Consider the following 18,184-nt stretch of genomic DNA (forward strand, 5'->3'; position numbering starts at 1 on the left):
ATTCCTGGCGAGGAGTACGGGACTTGAACCCGTGGCCTCCGGCGTGACAGGCCGGCGTTCTAACCAACTGAACTAACTCCCCATAAACCTTGGGCGGAACAGGGATTGAACCTGTGACCCTCGCCTTGTAAGGGCGACGCTCTGCCGCTGAGCTATCCGCCCGCAGGCGTGTTCCGCGTTGCGACGAGCGGGCTTTTATAAGTGGCCCACTCCCCTGTCAAGCACCTGTTTCGAAGACCCAGGATCTTCGTCACCGGCCGCGCGGAGCGTGAAAACGCTCGTGCGGCCGGTGACTTAGGTCCCTAGGGGACGGGCGCGACGTCCACCGTGCCCAGGTTCTCCGGGGCCACGCCATTACCCGAGCCACCCGGCTGCCCATCCGGCTGCCAGTCGCCGTAGCAGTACGGGCCGGTGCCGACCCGGAATCGCCACAGGTAGCCGTCGTTCAGGGCGGCGTTCGCCGGCAGGTCCGCCCGGTACTCGTCATCGTTGTTGGTGTCGCTCTGCACCACGCCGGCGACCCAGGTCCACGCCGGGCTCACACCCGGGTCCTGCGTCTTGGGGCCATGGCCCAGCTCGGCCGAGAGGGTGGTGGCCGGGGGAGGGGCGTTGGTGACGCCGTCCTCGTAGATGAACCCGTACATCGTCCTGCCGCCGCCCAGGTCGCTGAGCTTCAGCGGCCACTGGAGCCGGCAGTAGTCGATGCCCGAGTGGTTGCCCACGGTGAGGGCGTGCTGCTGGCCCTGCGTGTAGCCGCCCACGTCGCTGCCGTCCTTGTCGCAGTAGGTCCACGTGGAGCCGTCCGTGGTGTAGCGCAGGCTCACGGCCCGGCTCGTCGTGTAGGCCGGACGCAGCTCCGTGGTGAACTCGTCCGTGTCCGCCTCCCCCGAGGCCTCGCCGGAGTACGTCGCCGGCTTCCAGGAGAACGACGCCGGGGTGACGGAGGCGTCCACGTCCGCGTTGCCCAGGCCGACCTGCACCTGGAGCCCCGTGCCCGCGCCAGGCCCGTTGGTGACACCGGGGATGCGCACGCGGCCCGTCACGGTGACGGCGTCGCCGCTGCCCACCGTCGTCCCGCTCACGCCCTGGAGCCGGCAGACGCCCGTGGCCGCCGCCTGCACCGTCAACGTGCCCGAGTCCGCGATGTCGAAGTCGTCATCCGTCCCGTCCGCGTCGCAATACACGTAGGGGCCGGTGTCCAGCTTCACGCGGTAGGCGAAGCGGAAGGTGCCCGCCGTGCCCGGGTTGGGCAGGGTGGCCCGGTACTCGTCATTCTGGTTGTTGCCCGTGTCGGCGCCATGCGTCGCCGCCACCCACTGCCAGCCTCCGCCCGTGTGAGGGCTGCCGGCGGGGCCATAGCCCAGCTCCGCGACGATGCCCGCACCGGCGCCCGCGCCCGGCGTCACGCCCGCCTCGTGCACCTGCACCGCGATGACCTTCGAGGCCGCCTCGCCAATGGCGTAGGCCTCGACAGGGGGCGCCGCTTGCGTCTCACCGCCCAGGCGGCACCAGTCCACCTGGGGAGGCACCACCGCGGCCACCGTCAGGACCGACGCCTGCGCCGTCTGGTAGCCGTTGGCGCTGCCATCCCGGTCGCAGTAGGCCCAGGCCCCGGTCTGATACCGGAAGCGCACGGCCACCGCGTAGGTTCCCTCCGTCGAGGGCGCCGTCAGCGACGTCTCGTAGGAGTCCTGCGCCCCGCTGTCCGTCTCGCCCGAGAAGCTCGCGGCCGTCCAGCTCCAGCCCGTCCCCGTCGCCGGGTCCGAGTTCGCCGGGCCATGGCCCACTTCCGAGGTGATGCCCGCGCCCGCCGCGCCGCTCGTGACGTCCGTCACCGTCGTCACCAGCACCTTGCCGTGCACCACCTGCGTGGCGCCGCCCGGCGTCGCGGTCAAGGTGGCCGGACCCACGAGCTGGCACGTGTCCACCGCCACGGGCTTCACCTCCAGGTCGCCGGCCTGGTCCAGCGAGAAGCCGTTGCCGAGCCCGTCCGCGTCGCAGTAGCGGTACGCACCGCCATTCACATTGAAGCGGAAGGCGAACTTGTAGCGGCCCACCGTGCCCGGGTTGGGCAGGGCGGCCTTCCACTCGTCGTTGCTCCCGCCGCCCGACTCCCGGTTGAAGCTGGTGCCCGTGGAGGTCCACTGCCAGCCCGCGGAGTCCGGAGCAGCCGCCTCCGGGCCATAACCCACCTGACCCTGGATGCCCGTGCCTCCGCCCGTGCCCGGCGTGACGCCCTCCATGTAGACCTGGGCGTAGATCTCCTTCGTCGCCTGGCCCACGCGGTACACCTCGCTGGGCGGCGTCTCGGTGGCCTCACCGCCGAGCTTGCACCAGCCGATGGAGATGTCCTGCGCCGCGCTCACGGTGAGCGTGCCCATCTTCGTCGTGTCGAAGCCCGTGGGGCCGCCGCTGTTGCCATCCGAGTCGCACAGCAGATACGCGCCGTCGTTCACCTTGAAGCGGTACGCGAAGCGGTAGCTGCCCAGCGTGCCCGGGTTGGGCAGCGTCGTCTCGAACTGGTCGTTGTTGCCGACCTCGTCCTTGTACACAGCGGTCGTCGTCCAGTTCCACTGCGCCGATGTGGCCGGATCCGCCGCCGCCGCCGGCCCCCAGCCCAACTGGCCCACCAGGCCCGTGCCCGCGCCCGCGCCGCTCGTCACGCCCTGCACGAAGACCTGCGCCAGCACCTTGCGGTTGGCCACCGCGTCCGTCGCGTACGTCACCGTCTCCGGCGTCGTGTTCCCATCCGGCCCCAGCTTGCAGTAGCCGATGACCTTGGGGACCACGACTTCACCCGCGACGGTGAGCTGGCCCAGCTGCGCCAGCTCGAACTCCTGGCCGCCGTCATCCACGCCGTTGCCGTCGCAGACGCGGAGGGGGCCGCCGTTGGCGCTGAAGCGCACCGCGTAGCGGTAGTCGCCATTGAGGCCGGGGTTGGGCAGCGTGCCCTTCCACTCGTCGTTGACCTCGAAGTTGTCCTTGTTCCAGGCCAGCGGCGTGGCCCAGTTCCACAAGGGCGAGGTGCGCGGGTCCTCACCCGCGGGACCCCAGCCGAGCTGACCGGAGATGCCCGGGCCCGCGCCCACCTTGTCCGTCACGCCCGGCAGGTGCACCTGGGCGAAGACCGTCTTGAGCCCCGTCGTCTGCGTGGTCTGGTAGTTGATGACCTCGGGGGCCTTCTGGTCTTCGCCAATCTTGCACCAGCTGACCTGCGGCTTCGGCGCCTCGGTGCCGACGGTGAGCGTGCCCAGCTTCGCCAGGCTGAAGGCCAGCTCGCCCTCGGCGCTGTCGTTGACGCCGTCCGCGTCACACACGCGCCACGCGTTCTCACTGATGCTGAAGCGGAAGGCCAGCTTGTACGTGCCCACCGTGCCCGGGTTGGGCAGGTCCGCTTCCCACTCGTCGTTGTTGCCGTGCTCGGCCTTGTAGACGGCGGGGACCCAGGTCCACGCGGCGGAGTCGCGCGGGTCCGAGTCCACCGGCCCCATGCCCAACTGGGCCACCAGCCCCGAGCCCGCGCCAGCGCCCTGGGTGATGCCCGCCGCGTACACCTGGCCGGCCACCTTGAGCAGCGTGGTGTCCGTGGGACGGTAGAACAGCTCCGGGTTGGCGCGGTTCCCGTCCGGGCCCAGCTTGCAGTAGTCCACGCGCGGCCGGGTGATGAACACGCGGCGCAGCATGTCCTCCGCCACGCCGTTGGCGATGCCGTCGCCGTCCGCCATCACCCACGTCTTCCCTCCGTCGATGGTGAAGCGGATGGTGATGACCCACTCGCGGCTCTCCCCGCCGATGGCCGGCTGGAGCAGGACGTTGCCCTTGTAGATGTCCGCCTCGCCGCTGTCGGAGTCGCCCTCGTACGTGGCCTCCTCCCAGGTGTAGCTGTCCTGGATGAGCAGCTCGCCGTTCGCCGGCGCGAAGCCCACCTGCGCGCGCACGCCGCCGCCCTGGCCCACGCCCCGGGTGAGGCCGGCCACGGTGATTGCGCCGCGCACCAGCACGCCCACCGGCTGCCCGCCGCTCACCGCGTCGAGGTTGCCGTTGATGATTTCGGCCTGGTCGATGTTCGCCGCCGGGGGGCCCTCGTAGTTGAAGCCCCTCACCAGCACGCCATAGGCGCCGTCCGGATTGACCACCCGCACGTCCACCTGCGCGGTGCTCGCCGAGGGCGAGTAGCCGTAGATGCGGAAGGCGTTGACCACGACGACGCGCAGCGCCTCCTGGTTGCCCAGGTAGAGCTTCGCGCCCGGCTCGAAGCCGGAGCCATAGACGTTGATGAGCGTGTTGCCCGCGATGGGGCCGCCGTTGGGGGTGATTTCCCTCACGGTGGGCGGGGTGGCCGAAGGAGGCAGGCCACCCTCCGGGTCATCACCACAGGCGGCGAGGAGCAACGACAACACGAGAAGAAGGGACCTCGGACAACGCGACGACATCGGCCATCACCCCTTGACGCCGCCGGCGGTCAACCCGCCGACGAGGTGCTTCTGGAGAGCGAAGAACAACGCCATGACCGGCGCGGAGACAATCAACGCGCAGGCGGCGAACTTGCCCCATTCCACCTTGTACTCGCCCACGTACCGCTGGAGGGCGACGGGCAGGGTGAAGCGGGTCGGGTCATTGATCAGCGTGGCGGCGAGGACGAACTCGTTCCACGCCGTCATGAAGGAGAACAGCGCCGTCACGGCCAGCGCGGGGCGGGCCAGCGGCAATACCACCTTGATGAACACCTGGAAGGGCGAGGCCCCGTCCATCACCGCCGCCTCCTCCAACTCGCGCGGCAGCGTGTCGAAGTAGCCCTTCAACATCCAGATGCAGAAGGGCAGGGCGGTGGTGGCGTACACCAGCACCAGCCCGGTGAGGCTGTCGAGCAGCCGCAGCCTCTGGAGGATGCCGTAGATGGGCACCAGCATCAGCGTCGCCGGGAACATCTGGGTGACGAGCAGGGCCTGCATGCCGCCCTCCTTGCCCGGGAACTTGAAGCGCGACAGCGCATACGCCGCCGTCACCGCGAGCGTCAGCCCCACCACCGTCGTGGCACCGGAGACGATGAAGCTCGCCATCACCTGCCGGCCGAACACCCATCTCCCCTGCGCATCCGAGCTGAGCAGCACCTCCCGGAAGTGGTCGAACGTCACCGCGTCCGGGAACGGGTTGGCGGTGAGCGACATGCTGTCCGACGGCGACAGCGCCATCTTCACCACCCACAGCACCGGGTAGAGCGTCACCATGCACATCAGGCTCAGCCCCATGTGGATGAGGGCCATCTTCAAGCCGGAGGGCTTCTTCATGACGCCTCCTCGGGCTTCATCAGGCGCCGGGTGAAGACCGACCAGCCCATCAGCACCACGAAGATGAGGACCGAGTACGCCGCCGCGAAGCCGTACTGCTCGTTGCGCTGGAAGGCCCAGCGGAACGCCTCCGACACCAGGATGTCCGTGGCGCCGCCCGGCTCGCCTCCGGACACCAGGTAGATGATGTTGAACATGTTGAACGTCCACACGCTGCCCAGGATGACGGCGGGCAGCATCGCGGGCTTGAGCAGGGGCAGGGTGATTCGCCGGAACTGCGTCCACTTGCTGGCCCCGTCCACCTCCGCGGCCTCGTACAGCTCCGGGGGGATGGACTGCAGCGCGCCCAGCGCCACCACCATCATGAACGGGAAGCCCAGCCACGTGTTGGTGGCCACGTTGGCCGCGAAGGCCGTGGAGAAGCGGGTGAACCAGCTCACCGGCTCCAGGTCCAACGCCACGAGCAGGCCGTTGATGGCGCCGAACTGCCGGTGGAACATGCCCTTCCACATCAGCGCGGTGATGTAGTTGGGCACCGCCCACGGGATGATGAGCAGCACCCGATACACCCCGCGCATCTTGAGCAGCGGGTCCTTCAGGATGAGCGCCAGCCCCAGGCCGATGCTCACGTGCAGCACCACGTTCACCACCGCCCACAAGAGCGTCACCGCGAGCGTGAAGTAGAACGAGAGCGGCTCGGTGATGCTGTAGCCACGGCTGGCCAGGATGTCGACGAAGTTGGCCAGGCCCACGAACGTGTACTGCCCCGCGTCGTGGTGGAACAGCGACAGCGTCAGGCCCACCGCGAAGGGGATGAACACCAGCACCAGCAGGCCCGCCGCCGCGGGCGCGACGTACGTCACCGCGCGCGAGACATCCGGATAGCGCTGACGGAACGTCTGGCTCTGTGCCGGCCGCCGCAGCACCCACGCGGTGCCTCCTCCCAAGGCCATCACTCCCGCGAGCGTGAGCCAGGGCATGGGGCTGGCTTCGGGCGGACGCTCCCGGTGCAGGGCCCGGTAGCGACGGTCCGCGAGCGCGCCCGCGTCCTCGGGCCGGGTTCCGCCCTGGAGCACCGCGCGCAAGGTCAGCTTCATGGGCTCCCACACGCGCGCCATCTCCAGCGTGTTGGGCATGGGCGTGGCGTCCTTCGCCGCCTCGCGGAAGGAGGAGATGAGCGTGTCGTCCTTCACCTCCTGGAACTGGTAGGCGGCGACGTTCGCCGGAATCTGCCGGCCCACCGTGGTGCGCACCCGCGAGGACTCGCCCAGCGACAGGAAGCGCGCCAGCTCGTGCGCCCGCGCGGACTGCTCCGAGCGCGAGGAGACGAACGCCGCCTCCACGCCGAGGAAGGGCTTCATCGGCGTGCCCGTCTCGCTCACCGTGGGCAGCGCCACCACGCGGTACCGCACCGACGGCGCGATTTCTCCCGCGAACCAGGGGCCGCTGATGGTCATCGCCACGCGGCCGTCGTTGAAGAGCGTCTTCACCAGCGCCCCCGACACCTCCTGGGGCATCATCCGCTCGTCCTGGAGCTTCTTCACGAAGGCCAGCGAGCGCGCCATCCCTGGCGTGTCGAAGCTCGCGCGGCCCGTGGCGTCGAACAGCGGCCCGTCGAAGCCGAAGAGGAACGGCGCGTGGAAGTAGAAGTCCCCGCTCTCGTACGCCAGGCCGAAGCGCCCCTCCGCCGGGTTCGACAGCGTGGGCAGCAGCGCCAGCAGCTCCGCGGTGGTGGTGGGCGGGCGCGGCACCAGCTTCGTATTCACGTAGAGCGCCAGCGACTTGAGCGACATCGGATAGCCGTACACCTGGCCATCCACCTCCAGCGCCGCCACCGTGTTGGCGAAGTAGTCGGCACGGACGAGGGTGCCCGTCGTCGGCGCCAGCAGGTTCTGTCCCTGGAAGTTGCGCAGCCGCTCGTGGTTGAAGATGAAGACGTCGGGGCCCGCGCCGTGGGGAATGGCGTTGGTCAGCTTGGCCGCGTAGGCGTCATAGGGCAGGGCGAGCATGTCCACCCGCACGCCCGTCTTCTCGGTGAAGAGCGTGGTGGCCTGGAGGAGCGCGGCCTCCTCTCCACCCCGGTACGCGTGCCACAGCTTGAGGGGCTCGGGCTGGGCTTCCGCCGCGTGCGCGCTCCACGCCATGGCGAGCAGCACCAGCGCCACGAGCCTGTTCAAGATGCCACCTCCAGCGACTCGCGCTCCACCGGGTGGCGCAAGGCCACGGAGCCGTCCTCGGTGAACACGTGCAGCGCGTCCGCCATGGGCGCCAGGAACACCTTGTCGCCCACCGACACCTGGGTGCCCTTGTCGAAGCGCGCGGCCACCGGCCCCGACTCCGTGTTGACGAAGGCGTACCCGTCGAACCCCAGCCGCTCCACCGCGTCCACCGTGCCCGCCAGGGGCCCCAGCGCCGCCACGCGCAGGTCCTGGGGACGCAGCCCCACCAGGACGTTGGCCGCGCCCGGGGAGAGGTCCGCCGGGGAGAGCAGCGTGAAGCCCTTGCCCACCAGGTTCGCCCCGTCGCGCCGGGCCTCCAGGAAGTTCATCGCCGGTGAGCCCAGGAAGCCCGCGACGAAGCGGTTCGCCGGTCGGTTGTACAGCTCCAACGGGGGCCCCACCTGCTGCAACACGCCCGCGTTGAAGACGGCCACCCGGGTGGCCAGCGTCATCGCCTCTACCTGGTCATGGGTGACGTAGATCATCGTCGCGCCCAGCCGGCGGTGCAGCCGCGCCAGCTCCCCGCGCATCTGCACCCGCAGGGCCGTGTCCAGGTTGGACAGGGGCTCGTCGAAGAGGAAGACCTTCGGCCGCCGGACGATGGCGCGCCCCATGGCCACGCGCTGACGTTGACCGCCCGACAACGCCTTCGGCTTGCGCTCCAACAGGTGGCCCAGCTCCAGCATCGCCGCGACTTCGTCCACCCGGGAGGCGATCTCCGCCTGGGGGAACTTCCGCAGCGTCAGGCCGAAGGCCAGGTTCTCCCGCACCGTCATGTGGGGGTAGAGCGCGTACGACTGGAAGACCATCGCCACGTCGCGGTCTCTCGGGGGCACGTCGTTGACGCGCGCTCCGCCGATTCGCACCTCGCCCGCGTCCACCTGCTCCAGCCCCGCGATGAGCCGCAGGAGCGTCGTCTTCCCACAGCCCGAGGGGCCCACCATGACCAGGAACTCGCCCTGTCCCACCTGAAGGTCCACGCCCTTCACGATGAGATTCGAGCCAAACGACTTCTTGATTCCGTTCAGGGTGACTTCGGACAAGACACACTCGGAAAATGAGGGGAGGAACGGCGGGGCACATTACCCGGAGCCTCGCGCTTTCCTCAAACCCGCCGGGTTGGGCGCGGTGCGTCATTCTCGCGCCGGGCCATCCAGAAGTTTCCGGGGTCCGTAGAGTGGCAACGGGGGTGGCCGCCTTGTCAGCCCCGGAAGGCGCTTGTTATGGAAGACGACATCCGGTTCGCCGAGGTCTACCCCACCGTATGAGCACTCCCCGTTGGTCCCTCCCGAGGGGCGCGACCCTGGTCGCTTTTCTGTTCGCCGTCGGTTGCAGCGAAAGCGACTACGTCCGGCTCTACCACAGCGAGGCCCGCGCCCCGAGCTACACCGTCGAGGACGTCGAGTCGATGAAGCACATGGGAGCGACGTTCACCGACCAGGGGGTCAACTTCGCCCTCTACTCGGAGAACGCGACGCGGCTGGAGCTGCTCCTGTTCGATGACCCGGAAGGCAACCGGCCCTCGCGCACGTATCCGCTGACGCGCTACGGGGACGTGTGGAACGTCTACGTGGAGGGCGTGGGCCTGGGGCAGCACTACGGCTTCCGCGCGTGGGGCCCCAACTGGGAGTTCGACGAGCGCTGGTTCCCCGGCTCCATCCACGGCTTCCGCGCCGACGCGGACGTGGACGGCAACCGCTTCAACCCGAACAAGCTCCTGACGGACCCCTATTCGCAGGCGCTGCACCGGGACCACGACTGGAGCAAGGGCAGCACCGCCAGCGGCCCCGCGCGCACGGAGGTGACGTACGCGGCCTCCGCCAAGAGCGTGCTGGTGCAGAGCGGCTACCAGTGGGGCGAGGCGGAGCGGCAGTGGCGGGACAACCGCCAGAACGAGCAGTGGGCGGGCCACAAGTGGCAGGACCTCATCGTCTACGAGGTCCACGCCAAGGGCTTCACCGCGGACCCCGCCAGCGGCGTGCGCTTCCCCGGCACCTACCGGGGCCTGGGCGAGAAGGCCGACTACTTCAAGGACCTGGGCATCACCGCCGTGGAGCTGCTCCCCATCCACGAGAAGCCGCTGGATGGCGGCTACTGGGGCTACCAGACCATCAACTTCTTCGCGCCCGAGCTGTCCTACGCCGCCTTCAAGCGGCCGAACGAGGTCATCGACGAGTTCAAGTGGATGGTGGAGGAGCTGCACAAGCGCGACATCGAGGTCATCGTCGACGTCGTCTACAACCACACCGGCGAGGGCGGGCTCTGGCGCGAGAAGCTGGAGTCGGATGACGTGCTGCCTGGCGATCCACTGGACTCGTTGGACCCGGCGGAAGTGGCGGGCGTGTACTCGTTCCGCGGCATCGACAATCAGGCGTACTACGGCCTCACGGGGGACCGGCGGCTGTACTGGAACAACACGGGCGTGGGCAACCAGACCCGGCCCAACCACCGGCCCATGCGCAAGCTCATCATCGACAGCCTGCGCTTCTACACCGAGGAGCTGCACGTCGACGGCTTCCGCTTCGACCTGGCGCCGATCCTGGGCGAGAGAGATCAGGACTACAACCGCTGGGACGACCCGAAGAACACGGTGCTTCAGGAGATTGTCGATGACCCGGTGCTCCAGAAGTACAACACGCGCATCATCGCGGAGCCCTGGAGCGCGGGCGGCTGGTACTGCATGCCCATGGGCGAGTTCCCCAACTCGCAGACGCAGCCGGGCAACGGCTGGTACGAGTGGAACGGCCGCTTCCGCGACTGGTGGCGCGCGTTCATCAACCGCGACGACTGGAAGCTCAACTCCAACGAGGGCTCGCTGTGCGGCAGGCCGGGCTCGGCGGACGGCGCCTTCCTGATGTACGGCAGCAAGGAGTGGTACTCGCGCAACGGCCGCCGCCCGTATCACTCGATGAACTTCATCACCGTGCACGACGGCTTCACGATGTACGACCTGTTCACCTACGAGGTGAAGCAGAACAAGTGCGGCCCGCTCAACCCGGTGTGCTGTGACACGCCCAACAGCCCCTTCTGCGACAAGGTGAGCGGCGAGGACCACAACCGCTCGCGCAACTGGGGCCCGGTGGGTGACACGCGCGGGGAGAGCATGCGCCGGCAGATGATGCGCAACGCCTTCATGGCGATGATGATCTCCCACGGCACGCCGATGATTCTGGGCGGCGACGAGTGGATGCGCACGCAGCTGGGCAACAACAACGCCTACTCCACGCGCGCGGACAACCCGTTCAACTGGTACCAGTGGGGCGCGTACCTGGCGCGCGACGAGCGGCACCGGATGTACGAGTTCGTCAAGGCGGCCATCCGCCTGCGCAAGGAGCACGCCTACGCCTTCGCGCCATCGGACTACGAGAAGGGCTCGCCCCTGGTGTGGAAGAGCGCCCAGAACACCGAGGAGGTGGGCTGGGACACCAAGCAGTTGATGATGCACTACCCGGACACGTCCTACGGCCCGGAGCTGGTGGTGCTCATCAACATGGAGCCGCGCGCGGTGGAGTTCACCCTGCCGCCGGGGCGCCAGTGGAAGCGGCTCATCGACACGCAGGCCTACTTCGACAGCCCCGAGTACCTGTCCGCCACGGGCCTGGAGTCCCGTGTCACGGGCAACTCCTGGCTGGACGCGCCGTCCCCCGTGACGGGGGTGACCTACGGGGTGCCCGAGCGCACCATCGTCGTCCTGCGCGCGGAGTAGGGGCAGGCAGCCGAGGTGCGCTATAAGCAGGGCCCGTCCATGCGAGTCCTGCCAGCGCGCCTCGGCGCCCTCCTGCTGCTCCTCATCCCGCTCGTCACCCTGGCCGACGCATCGAGAGATCGCTTCGGCGCAGCGGGCTACTTCCGCATCATGACCCGCCCGGACTTCTCGGGAGGCTCCGGTCAGCTCGGTTACTACTGGCTGTACGGCCGGCTCCTCAACGAGAGCCCCTACGGCGAGCTGAACCTGCGACTGGACGTGCTCCAGTCCGCGCCCGGAACGGATGAAGCGTGGGCGGAGGTGCACACGCGCTTCTCCGGCACGTCGTTCCGCTCGGCGGACCCGGGCAACGGCTCCTTCGTCAACTTCCGCGCGGACTACCTGTTCGTGCGCGCCGGCAACATCCTGCTCGACAGGGTGACGTGGCAGCTCGGCACGCTCGAGGACCGGTGGAATGACTTGCACATCTACGACCAGCGCCCGGCGACGCTGCTCTGGGACACGGTGGGCCTGTCCGGCACGTACCAGGCGGAGCGCTACGACGTGCTGCTGGCGGTGGGTGACAGCGGCTACACGCTGCGTCCCCAGAAGTACAACACGGTGCTCACCGGCGCCGCGTCCTTCCGCTACCGGCTGATTCCGGGACACCTGGAGTTGGGCATCCGCGGGCAGCTCGGCTACGAGCCGAAGGTGCGGGGCAATCGCAACGCGCTCTACGCGTCGCCCAACACCAACTACGAGGACTTCGTGCGGCGCGAAGTCGTGCAGCGCTACTTCGAGCAGAACCCGGGACAGGCGGACTACGAGGTGGGGCGCCTGACCCCGCGCAGCGCGCTGTCGTACCGGGCCGCGGGTTACGTGGGCTTCGGCAACGTGGGGCCGCTCATCTGGGACAACCTGTACCTCACCTTCGAGCGCAAGCACCCCGACCAGGCCTATACGGAGTTCGTGCGCGACAGGGAGTTCCAGGTCTTCATCGCGGACCAGACGGACGAGCGCTACGAGGCGGCGCTGGGCAACGAGGCGTACCTGAAAATCATCCCCGACAAGCTGGAGGCCCTGTGGGGCGTCTGGGTGGGGTACGCGTACAACAAGGACAACGCCATCAAGCCCGGCGACGATGACCGCTTCATCGCGTCCACGGTGCTGCGGCTCCAGTACTTCCTCACCGAGCGCGTGCACCTCCTGGCGGAGACGAGCATCGCCACGGAGCGCAGCCAGAACGGCAACCTGTATCGCAACCACATGGACTCGGTGTTCACCAACACCGGGGGCATCCCGGACTCGCGCGGCTTGGAGTACGGCGACAGCGACACGCGCAACACGTGGCAGGGAAAAATCGGTGTCGTGCTCACGCCGACGGGACGGGGCATCTACGCGCGCCCCAGCCTGCGGCTCCTGTACGGCATCCAGCACTCCTCGCAGCACGCGGCGTTCGGCAATTCGTTCGTGGATAGCCTGGACCAGTACAACACGTACATCGGCCCCGAGCGCCACTGGCACTCGGTGGTCGCCATCGAGGCCGAAGGATGGTTCTGAGACAGCGGTGGATGGTCGTCCTCCTCCTGGCGCTCACGGCGTCGGGCTGCCTGAAGCGGCAGGGGCCGCCGGTGCTGGCGCCCGAGGGCACGGTGGTGGCGGTGGCCTATATCCGGGACGACGCGCAGCGACGTGGCACCGTGGCGCAGGTCCCCGAAGGTGTCCGGCAGCGCATTCAAGAGGCCCTGGCCAGGCGCAACCTCAAGGTGGAGGAGGTGCCCTACGAGCGGTACGCCACCGAGTTCGCGAAGGTGACGGACTCGCAGCGCCGCTTCGCGATGCTCAAGCAGCAGGCCCCGGAGGCCCCGCTGCTGCTCCTGGTGGAGACGCGGGTGTCGTTCTTCGGCCAGGTGGGCGGGCGCTTCTCCTGGGACGTGTACGTGAAGACGACGGCGAACCGCGCATCGTCCAAGCTGGAGCCGACCAGCGACTTGCAGGACTACGGCGCCGCGCTCCAGTTCGACCAGCAGCGCGAGGATGACGCGCAGAACGAGGTGTCCCGCCAGATTTCGGGACAGGCCGCCGCGCTGTTCGACTCGTTCCTCGCCTCGCCCATGCTGGTGCCGAACACGGAGGGTGGCCCTGGCGTGGTGCCCGGCCTGGACGCGCCGGCGGGCGAGGGAATCGAGCCGGGCAAGAGCACCCCGTCGGAGCTGCCGCCGCCCGGGCCCGAGGCTCCGCCCGTGCCGCCTCCCACGCCCAAGCCGTACCGGGGCCTGTGGATGCCGCCGGAGGGCGATGCCATCTACTTCGCGCTGGTGGACCGCTTCTCCAACGGGGATGCGGGCAATGACGGGACGGTGGATGCGAAGGACGCGCAGGCCTTTCACGGCGGAGACCTGCAAGGTGTCATCGACCGACTGGACGGGCTGAAGTCGCTCGGTGTCCGCACGGTGTGGCTTTCACCCGTCTTCCAGATGCGGACGGAGAAGTTCCATGGCTACGGCGCCTTCCACGGGTACTGGGTGGAGGACTTCGACCGGATAGAGCCTCGCTTCGGTGACGCGGCCCTGCTGACGCGGCTGTCGGAGGAGCTGCGGCGCCGGGGCATGCGGCTGGTGCTGGACGTGGTGCTCAACCACGTGGGGCCGGAGACTCGGCTCGCGCGTGAGAAGCCCGAGTGGTTCCACGGCCTGGGTCCCATCAAGAACTGGGAGGACTCGCGCGAGCTGGTGATGCGCGACGTGCACGGGCTGCCGGACCTCGCGGTGGAGCAGGAGGAGGTCTACGCGCACCTGCTGTCGAAGTCGCTGAAGTGGGTGGACGCGGTGAAGCCGGCGGGCTTCCGCCTGGATGCCGTCAAGCACCTGCCGATGGACTTCTGGGCCCGCTACAACGACGACGTGCGCGCGCACGCGGGCAACGACTTCCTCCTCCTGGGCGAGCTCTTGGACGGCGACCCGGTGCTGCTGGCGCGGGTGATGAAGGAGGGGCGCTTCGGGACGATGTTCGACTTCCCGCTGGCCTTCGCGCTGGTGGATGTCTTCTGTCGCAACCGCTCGCCGGCGCACCTGGGCGCGGTGCTCTTCAACGACAGGTTGAACCCCGCGCCCGGCTCGCTGGTGACGCTGCTGGACAACCACGATTTGCCCCGCGTCATGAGTGAGTGCGGCGGGGATGTGGAGAAGGTGAAGCGCGCGCTGGCGGTGCAGCTCACCGCGCGGGGTGTCCCGGCGCTGACGTACGGCATCGAGGAAGGACTCACCGGCGCGAAGGAGCCGGAGAACCGTGGTGACATGCGCTTCACGCCGGACCACCCGCTGCGTTCGTGGATTGGTCGGCTGTTGGAGCTGCGGCGGGGCAGTGGGGCCCTCCAGCGTGGCGAGACACTGGTGCTCGCCGCCCGGGAGGACCTCTTCGCCTACGCCCGTGTGACGCCCGACGAGGCGATGCTCATCGCCATCAACTCCGGGACGAAGCCCCGCGACGTGTTCCTCCCCAGGGAGCTGGGCGAGGCCGGACGTGCCGCCGACCCGCTGACGGGCTCCGAGGGCATGCTGCCCCGGCTCGCCGAGTCTCCGTACTTCCACGTCTCGACGCCGCCTGGAGCGGTGACGTTGCGTCGGCTGAAGCCCCGCGCGCCGGGTGGCTTCGCGGCGCTCGCCACGAAGGCGCGGGCGTGGTGGCGCGGAGAAGGCGCACGGCGCACGGTGGTGCTCGCGACGGGGGACGCCTCCGTGCGCGTGGTGGGCGGCGGGCCGGAGCTGGGCGGGTGGAAGGCCGAGCGCTCGCTGCGCCCGGAGGCGGGCGCCGTGACACTGTCGCTGCCCGTGGGCGGCCTCTTCGAGTACAAGCTCGTCCGGGACGACGGCCCGGGGAAGTTCGCCTGGGAAGGCGGCCCGAACCGGCTGCTCTTCGTTCCCGAGCCGGACGCGTCAGGCCTCGACAGCCAGGGTCCCCTCCGCGTGGAGGTGGCCTGGGAGCAAAGCCCCGTCGTCGCGGCACCGTCCGCCCTCGTCACCCCTCATCTCCTCCGCTCCCGACCGGAGCCCTGACCCAGAGCTCGAAGTGAACGACCGACTCCTCCGCGCCGCACGCCGCCAGCCCACCGACACCACCCCGGTCTGGCTCATGCGTCAGGCGGGCCGCTACCTGCCCGAGTACCGCGCCATCCGCGGCAACATCGCCTTCCTGGACCTGTGCAAGCACCCGGACCTGGCCGCCGAAGTGACGGTGCAGCCGGTGACTCGGCTGGGCGTGGACGCGGCCATCATCTTCTCCGACATCCTGATTCCCGTGGAGGCGATGGGAATCACGCTGGAGCTGGGCGACAAGGGCCCGCACTTCCCCCAGCCCGTGCGCACCGCGGCGGACATCGACAAGCTGGGCGTGCCGGACCCGGTGGAGGGCACCGGCTTCGTGGCGGAGGCCATCCGCCGCACGCGCAAGGCGCTCAACGACTCCGTGCCCGTCATCGGCTTCGCGGGCGCGCCCTTCACGCTGGCCGCGTACATGGTGGAGGGCGGCGGCTCCAAGAGCTACATCCTCATCAAGCGGCTGATGTTCGAGCAGCCGGAGCTGGCGCACCGCCTGTTCGGCAAGCTCACCGACACGCTCATCCCCTACCTCAAGATGCAGGTGGAGGCGGGCGCGAGCATCGTCCAGATTTTCGACTCGTGGGGCGGCGAGCTGTCGCCGTGGGACTACGAGCGCTTCTGCATGCCCTACCTGACGCGCATGGTGTCCGAGCTGAAGGCCACGGGCGTGCCCGTCATCGTCTTCGGCGTGGGCATGTCCACACACCTGCCGCTGCTCAAGCGCACGGGCGCGGACGTGGTGGGCCTGGACTGGACGATGCCCATGGACGAAGGCCGCCGCGTGCTGGGGCCGGACGTTTCCGTCCAGGGCAATCTGGACCCGCTGCACCTGTTCCTTCCGCGTGAGGAATTGGATGGGCGCGTCAAAGACATCCTCCTGCGCGCCGGCCCCGTGGGGCACATCTTCAACCTGGGCCACGGCATCCTCCCGCCCACGGACCCCGAGGCCGCGAAGTTCGCCGTGGAGGCCGTGCACCGCCACGGTGTCGCCCTCCGTCAGGGAACGCTGACGCCGTAAAGCTTCAGGGCCGCTGCGCGCCCGTCTGGGAATGCGCGCGGCCCGCCGTAACCTTTCACGCCACACGGAGCCCGACTCTTGTGGCGTGAAAGGTCTCTGCGCGAGTCATTGGGCGCCGCGTCATCCCTGTACTGTCTGTGTTTGGTTTCAGGCACGGGCATTGCTCCGTCGCCGGCCAGCAGCCCGCCATTCATTCGCTCAACTCGATTCTGACCTCTTCGACCCGGACCGGTGCGGCTGAACCCGCGGCACCACGAGGAGCGTATGCACCATCGTCAATCACACCCCCGAACCACCTTCAGCTCTGCCATCACCTTGTTGGCCCTGGTGGCCTTCACCTGGAGCGGCACGGCCCAGGCGCAGACCTTCACCCAGGGCATCGCGGACAACTTCGTCGCGCCCACCGAGCCGGTGTCGCCCAGCGCCGGCATGCTCAGCTACATCACGTCGGTCTACAGCGTCCCCGGCTCGCGTCCCTTCGACGACGCGAGCGGCGACCGGTGGTTCGCCACCACCTTCACCAACCTGCGCCGCAATGGCCCCATCTGTGGTGCCACCCTGCGCATGACGGTGCGCAACCTGGGCAGCAATGACTCCATGGGCTTCATGTTCATGGGACCGGGCGGCACGCCGCTCGCCACCGGGTGGGGCGACTCCCTGCCGAACCTGGGCGTGGCCTTCGGCGCCACGGGCACCATCAACCTCAACCTGGCGGCGCTCCCGGGCGCGGTCAACCTCATCCCCACCCTCAACGCGCAGGGCTTCGTGGACGTCATCGTGCAGGACGACTCCGCGGTGGACTTCGTCTCGCTCACCGTCACCCAGTGTCGCGTGGACGTGTACTCGAAGGACACCCTCAGCGACGTCGGCAACACGCCGACGGTGGACCCCATCTGGGTCAGCCCCGACATTCGCGTCTGTCAGACGCTCGGCTGCGTCGGCCACCAGAACCCCGAGTTCGGCCAGCCGAACTACGTCTACGTGACGCTGCGCAACAACGGTCCGCTCGTACCCGTGGGCAACCCGGCGAGTGGCACGCTGCTCGTCTATTACACCGGCTCCGGCGGCGCGGCTGTGTGGCCCACGGACTGGGCGCCCATCGGCTCCATCCCCGTCAGCCTCGCCGCGGGTGCCACGCAGGAGTTCTTCGTGCCCTGGACGACCGTGCCGGCGCCGGGCCACTACTGCCTGCTGACGCGCTGGGTGTCCGCGCAGGACCCGATGACGCTGGTGGAGTTGCCGGGCTCCAACACGCTCAACAACACGCGCTGGAACAACAACCTGGCGTGGAAGAACATCAACGTGGTGAACCTGACGTCGTTCGCGCCCTCGAGCGAGTTCGACTTCCGCCTGCGCAACCTGCTGCGTGACGCCCCCGGCACGGCGGCCCTGGAGGTTCGCATCCCCCAGCGCACCGGTGGTCCGTCCTTCCTGCAGCGCGGTCAGCTCATCCTCACGCTGCCCCAGGAGCTGTGGGCCCGTTGGCAGCATCAGGGCACGGGCTTCGAGGTGGTGGGCGAGCGCCAGGTGCGCATCGTCAACCCGAATGGCGCGCGGCTGGAGGGCCTGACGTTGGATCCGGACGGCGCTCACCACGTGGGTGTGCGCTTCTCCGCGCAGGTGACGGATGCAGACCAGGGCAAGTTCGAGGTGGAACTCGTCCAGCACTCGGCCAGCCAGGAGAACCCGACCAAGGTCGAGGAGGCGGGTGGTGTTCGCTTCGACATCACCGTGGGTCAGCCGGCGAACACCCAGCCGAAGTAGTCGTGCGCGGGGCCTGGCCCCGTGAGTCACCGGACGAGGGGGTGGAAGTGCCCGTCATGGGCCCTTCGCCCCCTCGTTCGCTTGCGGGGACGACGTGCCCCCGGCCAAGTGCT

9 protein-coding genes and 2 tRNA genes are annotated in these 18,184 nt (G+C 68.9%); 5 read left to right on the top strand and 6 right to left on the bottom strand.

Going from position 1 to position 18,184, the window contains the following annotated elements; translation table 11 throughout:
* Nucleotides 1-5 precede the first annotated feature (5 nt).
* From G4D83_RS00590 to G4D83_RS00615, 6 genes are all read right to left on the bottom strand, one after another.
* Nucleotides 6-82: transfer RNA gene (locus tag G4D83_RS00590), tRNA-Asp, on the bottom strand.
* 8 nt (nt 83-90) lie between these two features.
* Nucleotides 91-162 (bottom strand) — tRNA-Val (locus G4D83_RS00595).
* A 140-nt stretch (nt 163-302) separates the two neighbouring features.
* Nucleotides 303-4,400, bottom strand: a complete 4,098-nt coding sequence (locus G4D83_RS00600; RefSeq protein ID WP_240356079.1) for an IPT/TIG domain-containing protein — start codon at nt 4,398-4,400, stop codon at nt 303-305.
* A gap of 39 nt (nt 4,401-4,439) precedes the next feature.
* A complete protein-coding gene (locus G4D83_RS00605) occupies nt 4,440-5,288 on the bottom strand; it encodes a sugar ABC transporter permease (RefSeq protein WP_163861283.1) in 849 nt (282 codons plus the stop codon).
* Nucleotides 5,285-7,465, bottom strand: coding sequence for an extracellular solute-binding protein (locus G4D83_RS00610; RefSeq protein WP_163861287.1), 2,181 nt, complete (start codon nt 7,463-7,465; stop codon nt 5,285-5,287). The genes G4D83_RS00605 and G4D83_RS00610 overlap by 4 nt, the downstream gene beginning before the upstream one ends.
* Nucleotides 7,462-8,550 (bottom strand): ABC transporter ATP-binding protein, encoded by a 1,089-nt coding sequence (locus G4D83_RS00615; protein WP_163861289.1) that lies wholly within the window; start codon nt 8,548-8,550, stop codon nt 7,462-7,464. Before G4D83_RS00615 ends, G4D83_RS00610 begins: the two co-directional genes overlap by 4 nt.
* 221 nt (nt 8,551-8,771) lie before the next feature.
* Here G4D83_RS00615 and G4D83_RS00620 point away from each other — a divergent pair, with 221 nt between their 5' ends.
* From G4D83_RS00620 to G4D83_RS00640, 5 genes are all read left to right on the top strand, one after another.
* Nucleotides 8,772-11,213, top strand: coding sequence for a glycogen debranching protein (locus G4D83_RS00620; protein ID WP_163861291.1), 2,442 nt, complete (start codon nt 8,772-8,774; stop codon nt 11,211-11,213).
* Between the two features lie 39 nt (nt 11,214-11,252).
* Entirely contained in the window at nt 11,253-12,752 is a 1,500-nt protein-coding gene (locus G4D83_RS00625) for a hypothetical protein (RefSeq protein WP_163861294.1), read from the top strand.
* Complete coding sequence (locus tag G4D83_RS00630; protein WP_163861297.1) at nt 12,743-15,247, top strand: alpha-amylase family glycosyl hydrolase; 2,505 nt, start codon at nt 12,743-12,745, stop codon at nt 15,245-15,247. The genes G4D83_RS00625 and G4D83_RS00630 overlap by 10 nt, the downstream gene beginning before the upstream one ends.
* A gap of 13 nt (nt 15,248-15,260) precedes the next feature.
* Nucleotides 15,261-16,307 (top strand): uroporphyrinogen decarboxylase, encoded by a 1,047-nt coding sequence (hemE, locus tag G4D83_RS00635; protein ID WP_163861300.1) that lies wholly within the window; start codon nt 15,261-15,263, stop codon nt 16,305-16,307.
* Between the two features lie 264 nt (nt 16,308-16,571).
* Nucleotides 16,572-18,071, top strand: coding sequence for a hypothetical protein (locus G4D83_RS00640; protein WP_163861303.1), 1,500 nt, complete (start codon nt 16,572-16,574; stop codon nt 18,069-18,071).
* Nucleotides 18,072-18,184 lie beyond the last annotated feature (113 nt).

This window comes from Myxococcus eversor (assembly GCF_010894455.1).
Taxonomy (GTDB): Bacteria; Myxococcota; Myxococcia; order Myxococcales; family Myxococcaceae; genus Myxococcus; species Myxococcus eversor.

What these genes read in the sequence shown, in the direction of transcription:
- G4D83_RS00620 (WP_163861291.1), top strand. Translation starts at nt 8,772, where the DNA reads ATGAGCACTCCCCGTTGGTCCCTCCCGAGGGGCGCGACCCTGGTCGCT.
- G4D83_RS00630 (WP_163861297.1), top strand. Translation starts at nt 12,743, where the DNA reads ATGGTTCTGAGACAGCGGTGGATGGTCGTCCTCCTCCTGGCGCTCACG.
- G4D83_RS00640 (WP_163861303.1), top strand. Translation starts at nt 16,572, where the DNA reads ATGCACCATCGTCAATCACACCCCCGAACCACCTTCAGCTCTGCCATC.
- G4D83_RS00625 (WP_163861294.1), top strand. Translation starts at nt 11,253, where the DNA reads ATGCGAGTCCTGCCAGCGCGCCTCGGCGCCCTCCTGCTGCTCCTCATC.
- G4D83_RS00605 (WP_163861283.1), bottom strand. Translation starts at nt 5,288, where the DNA reads ATGAAGAAGCCCTCCGGCTTGAAGATGGCCCTCATCCACATGGGGCTG.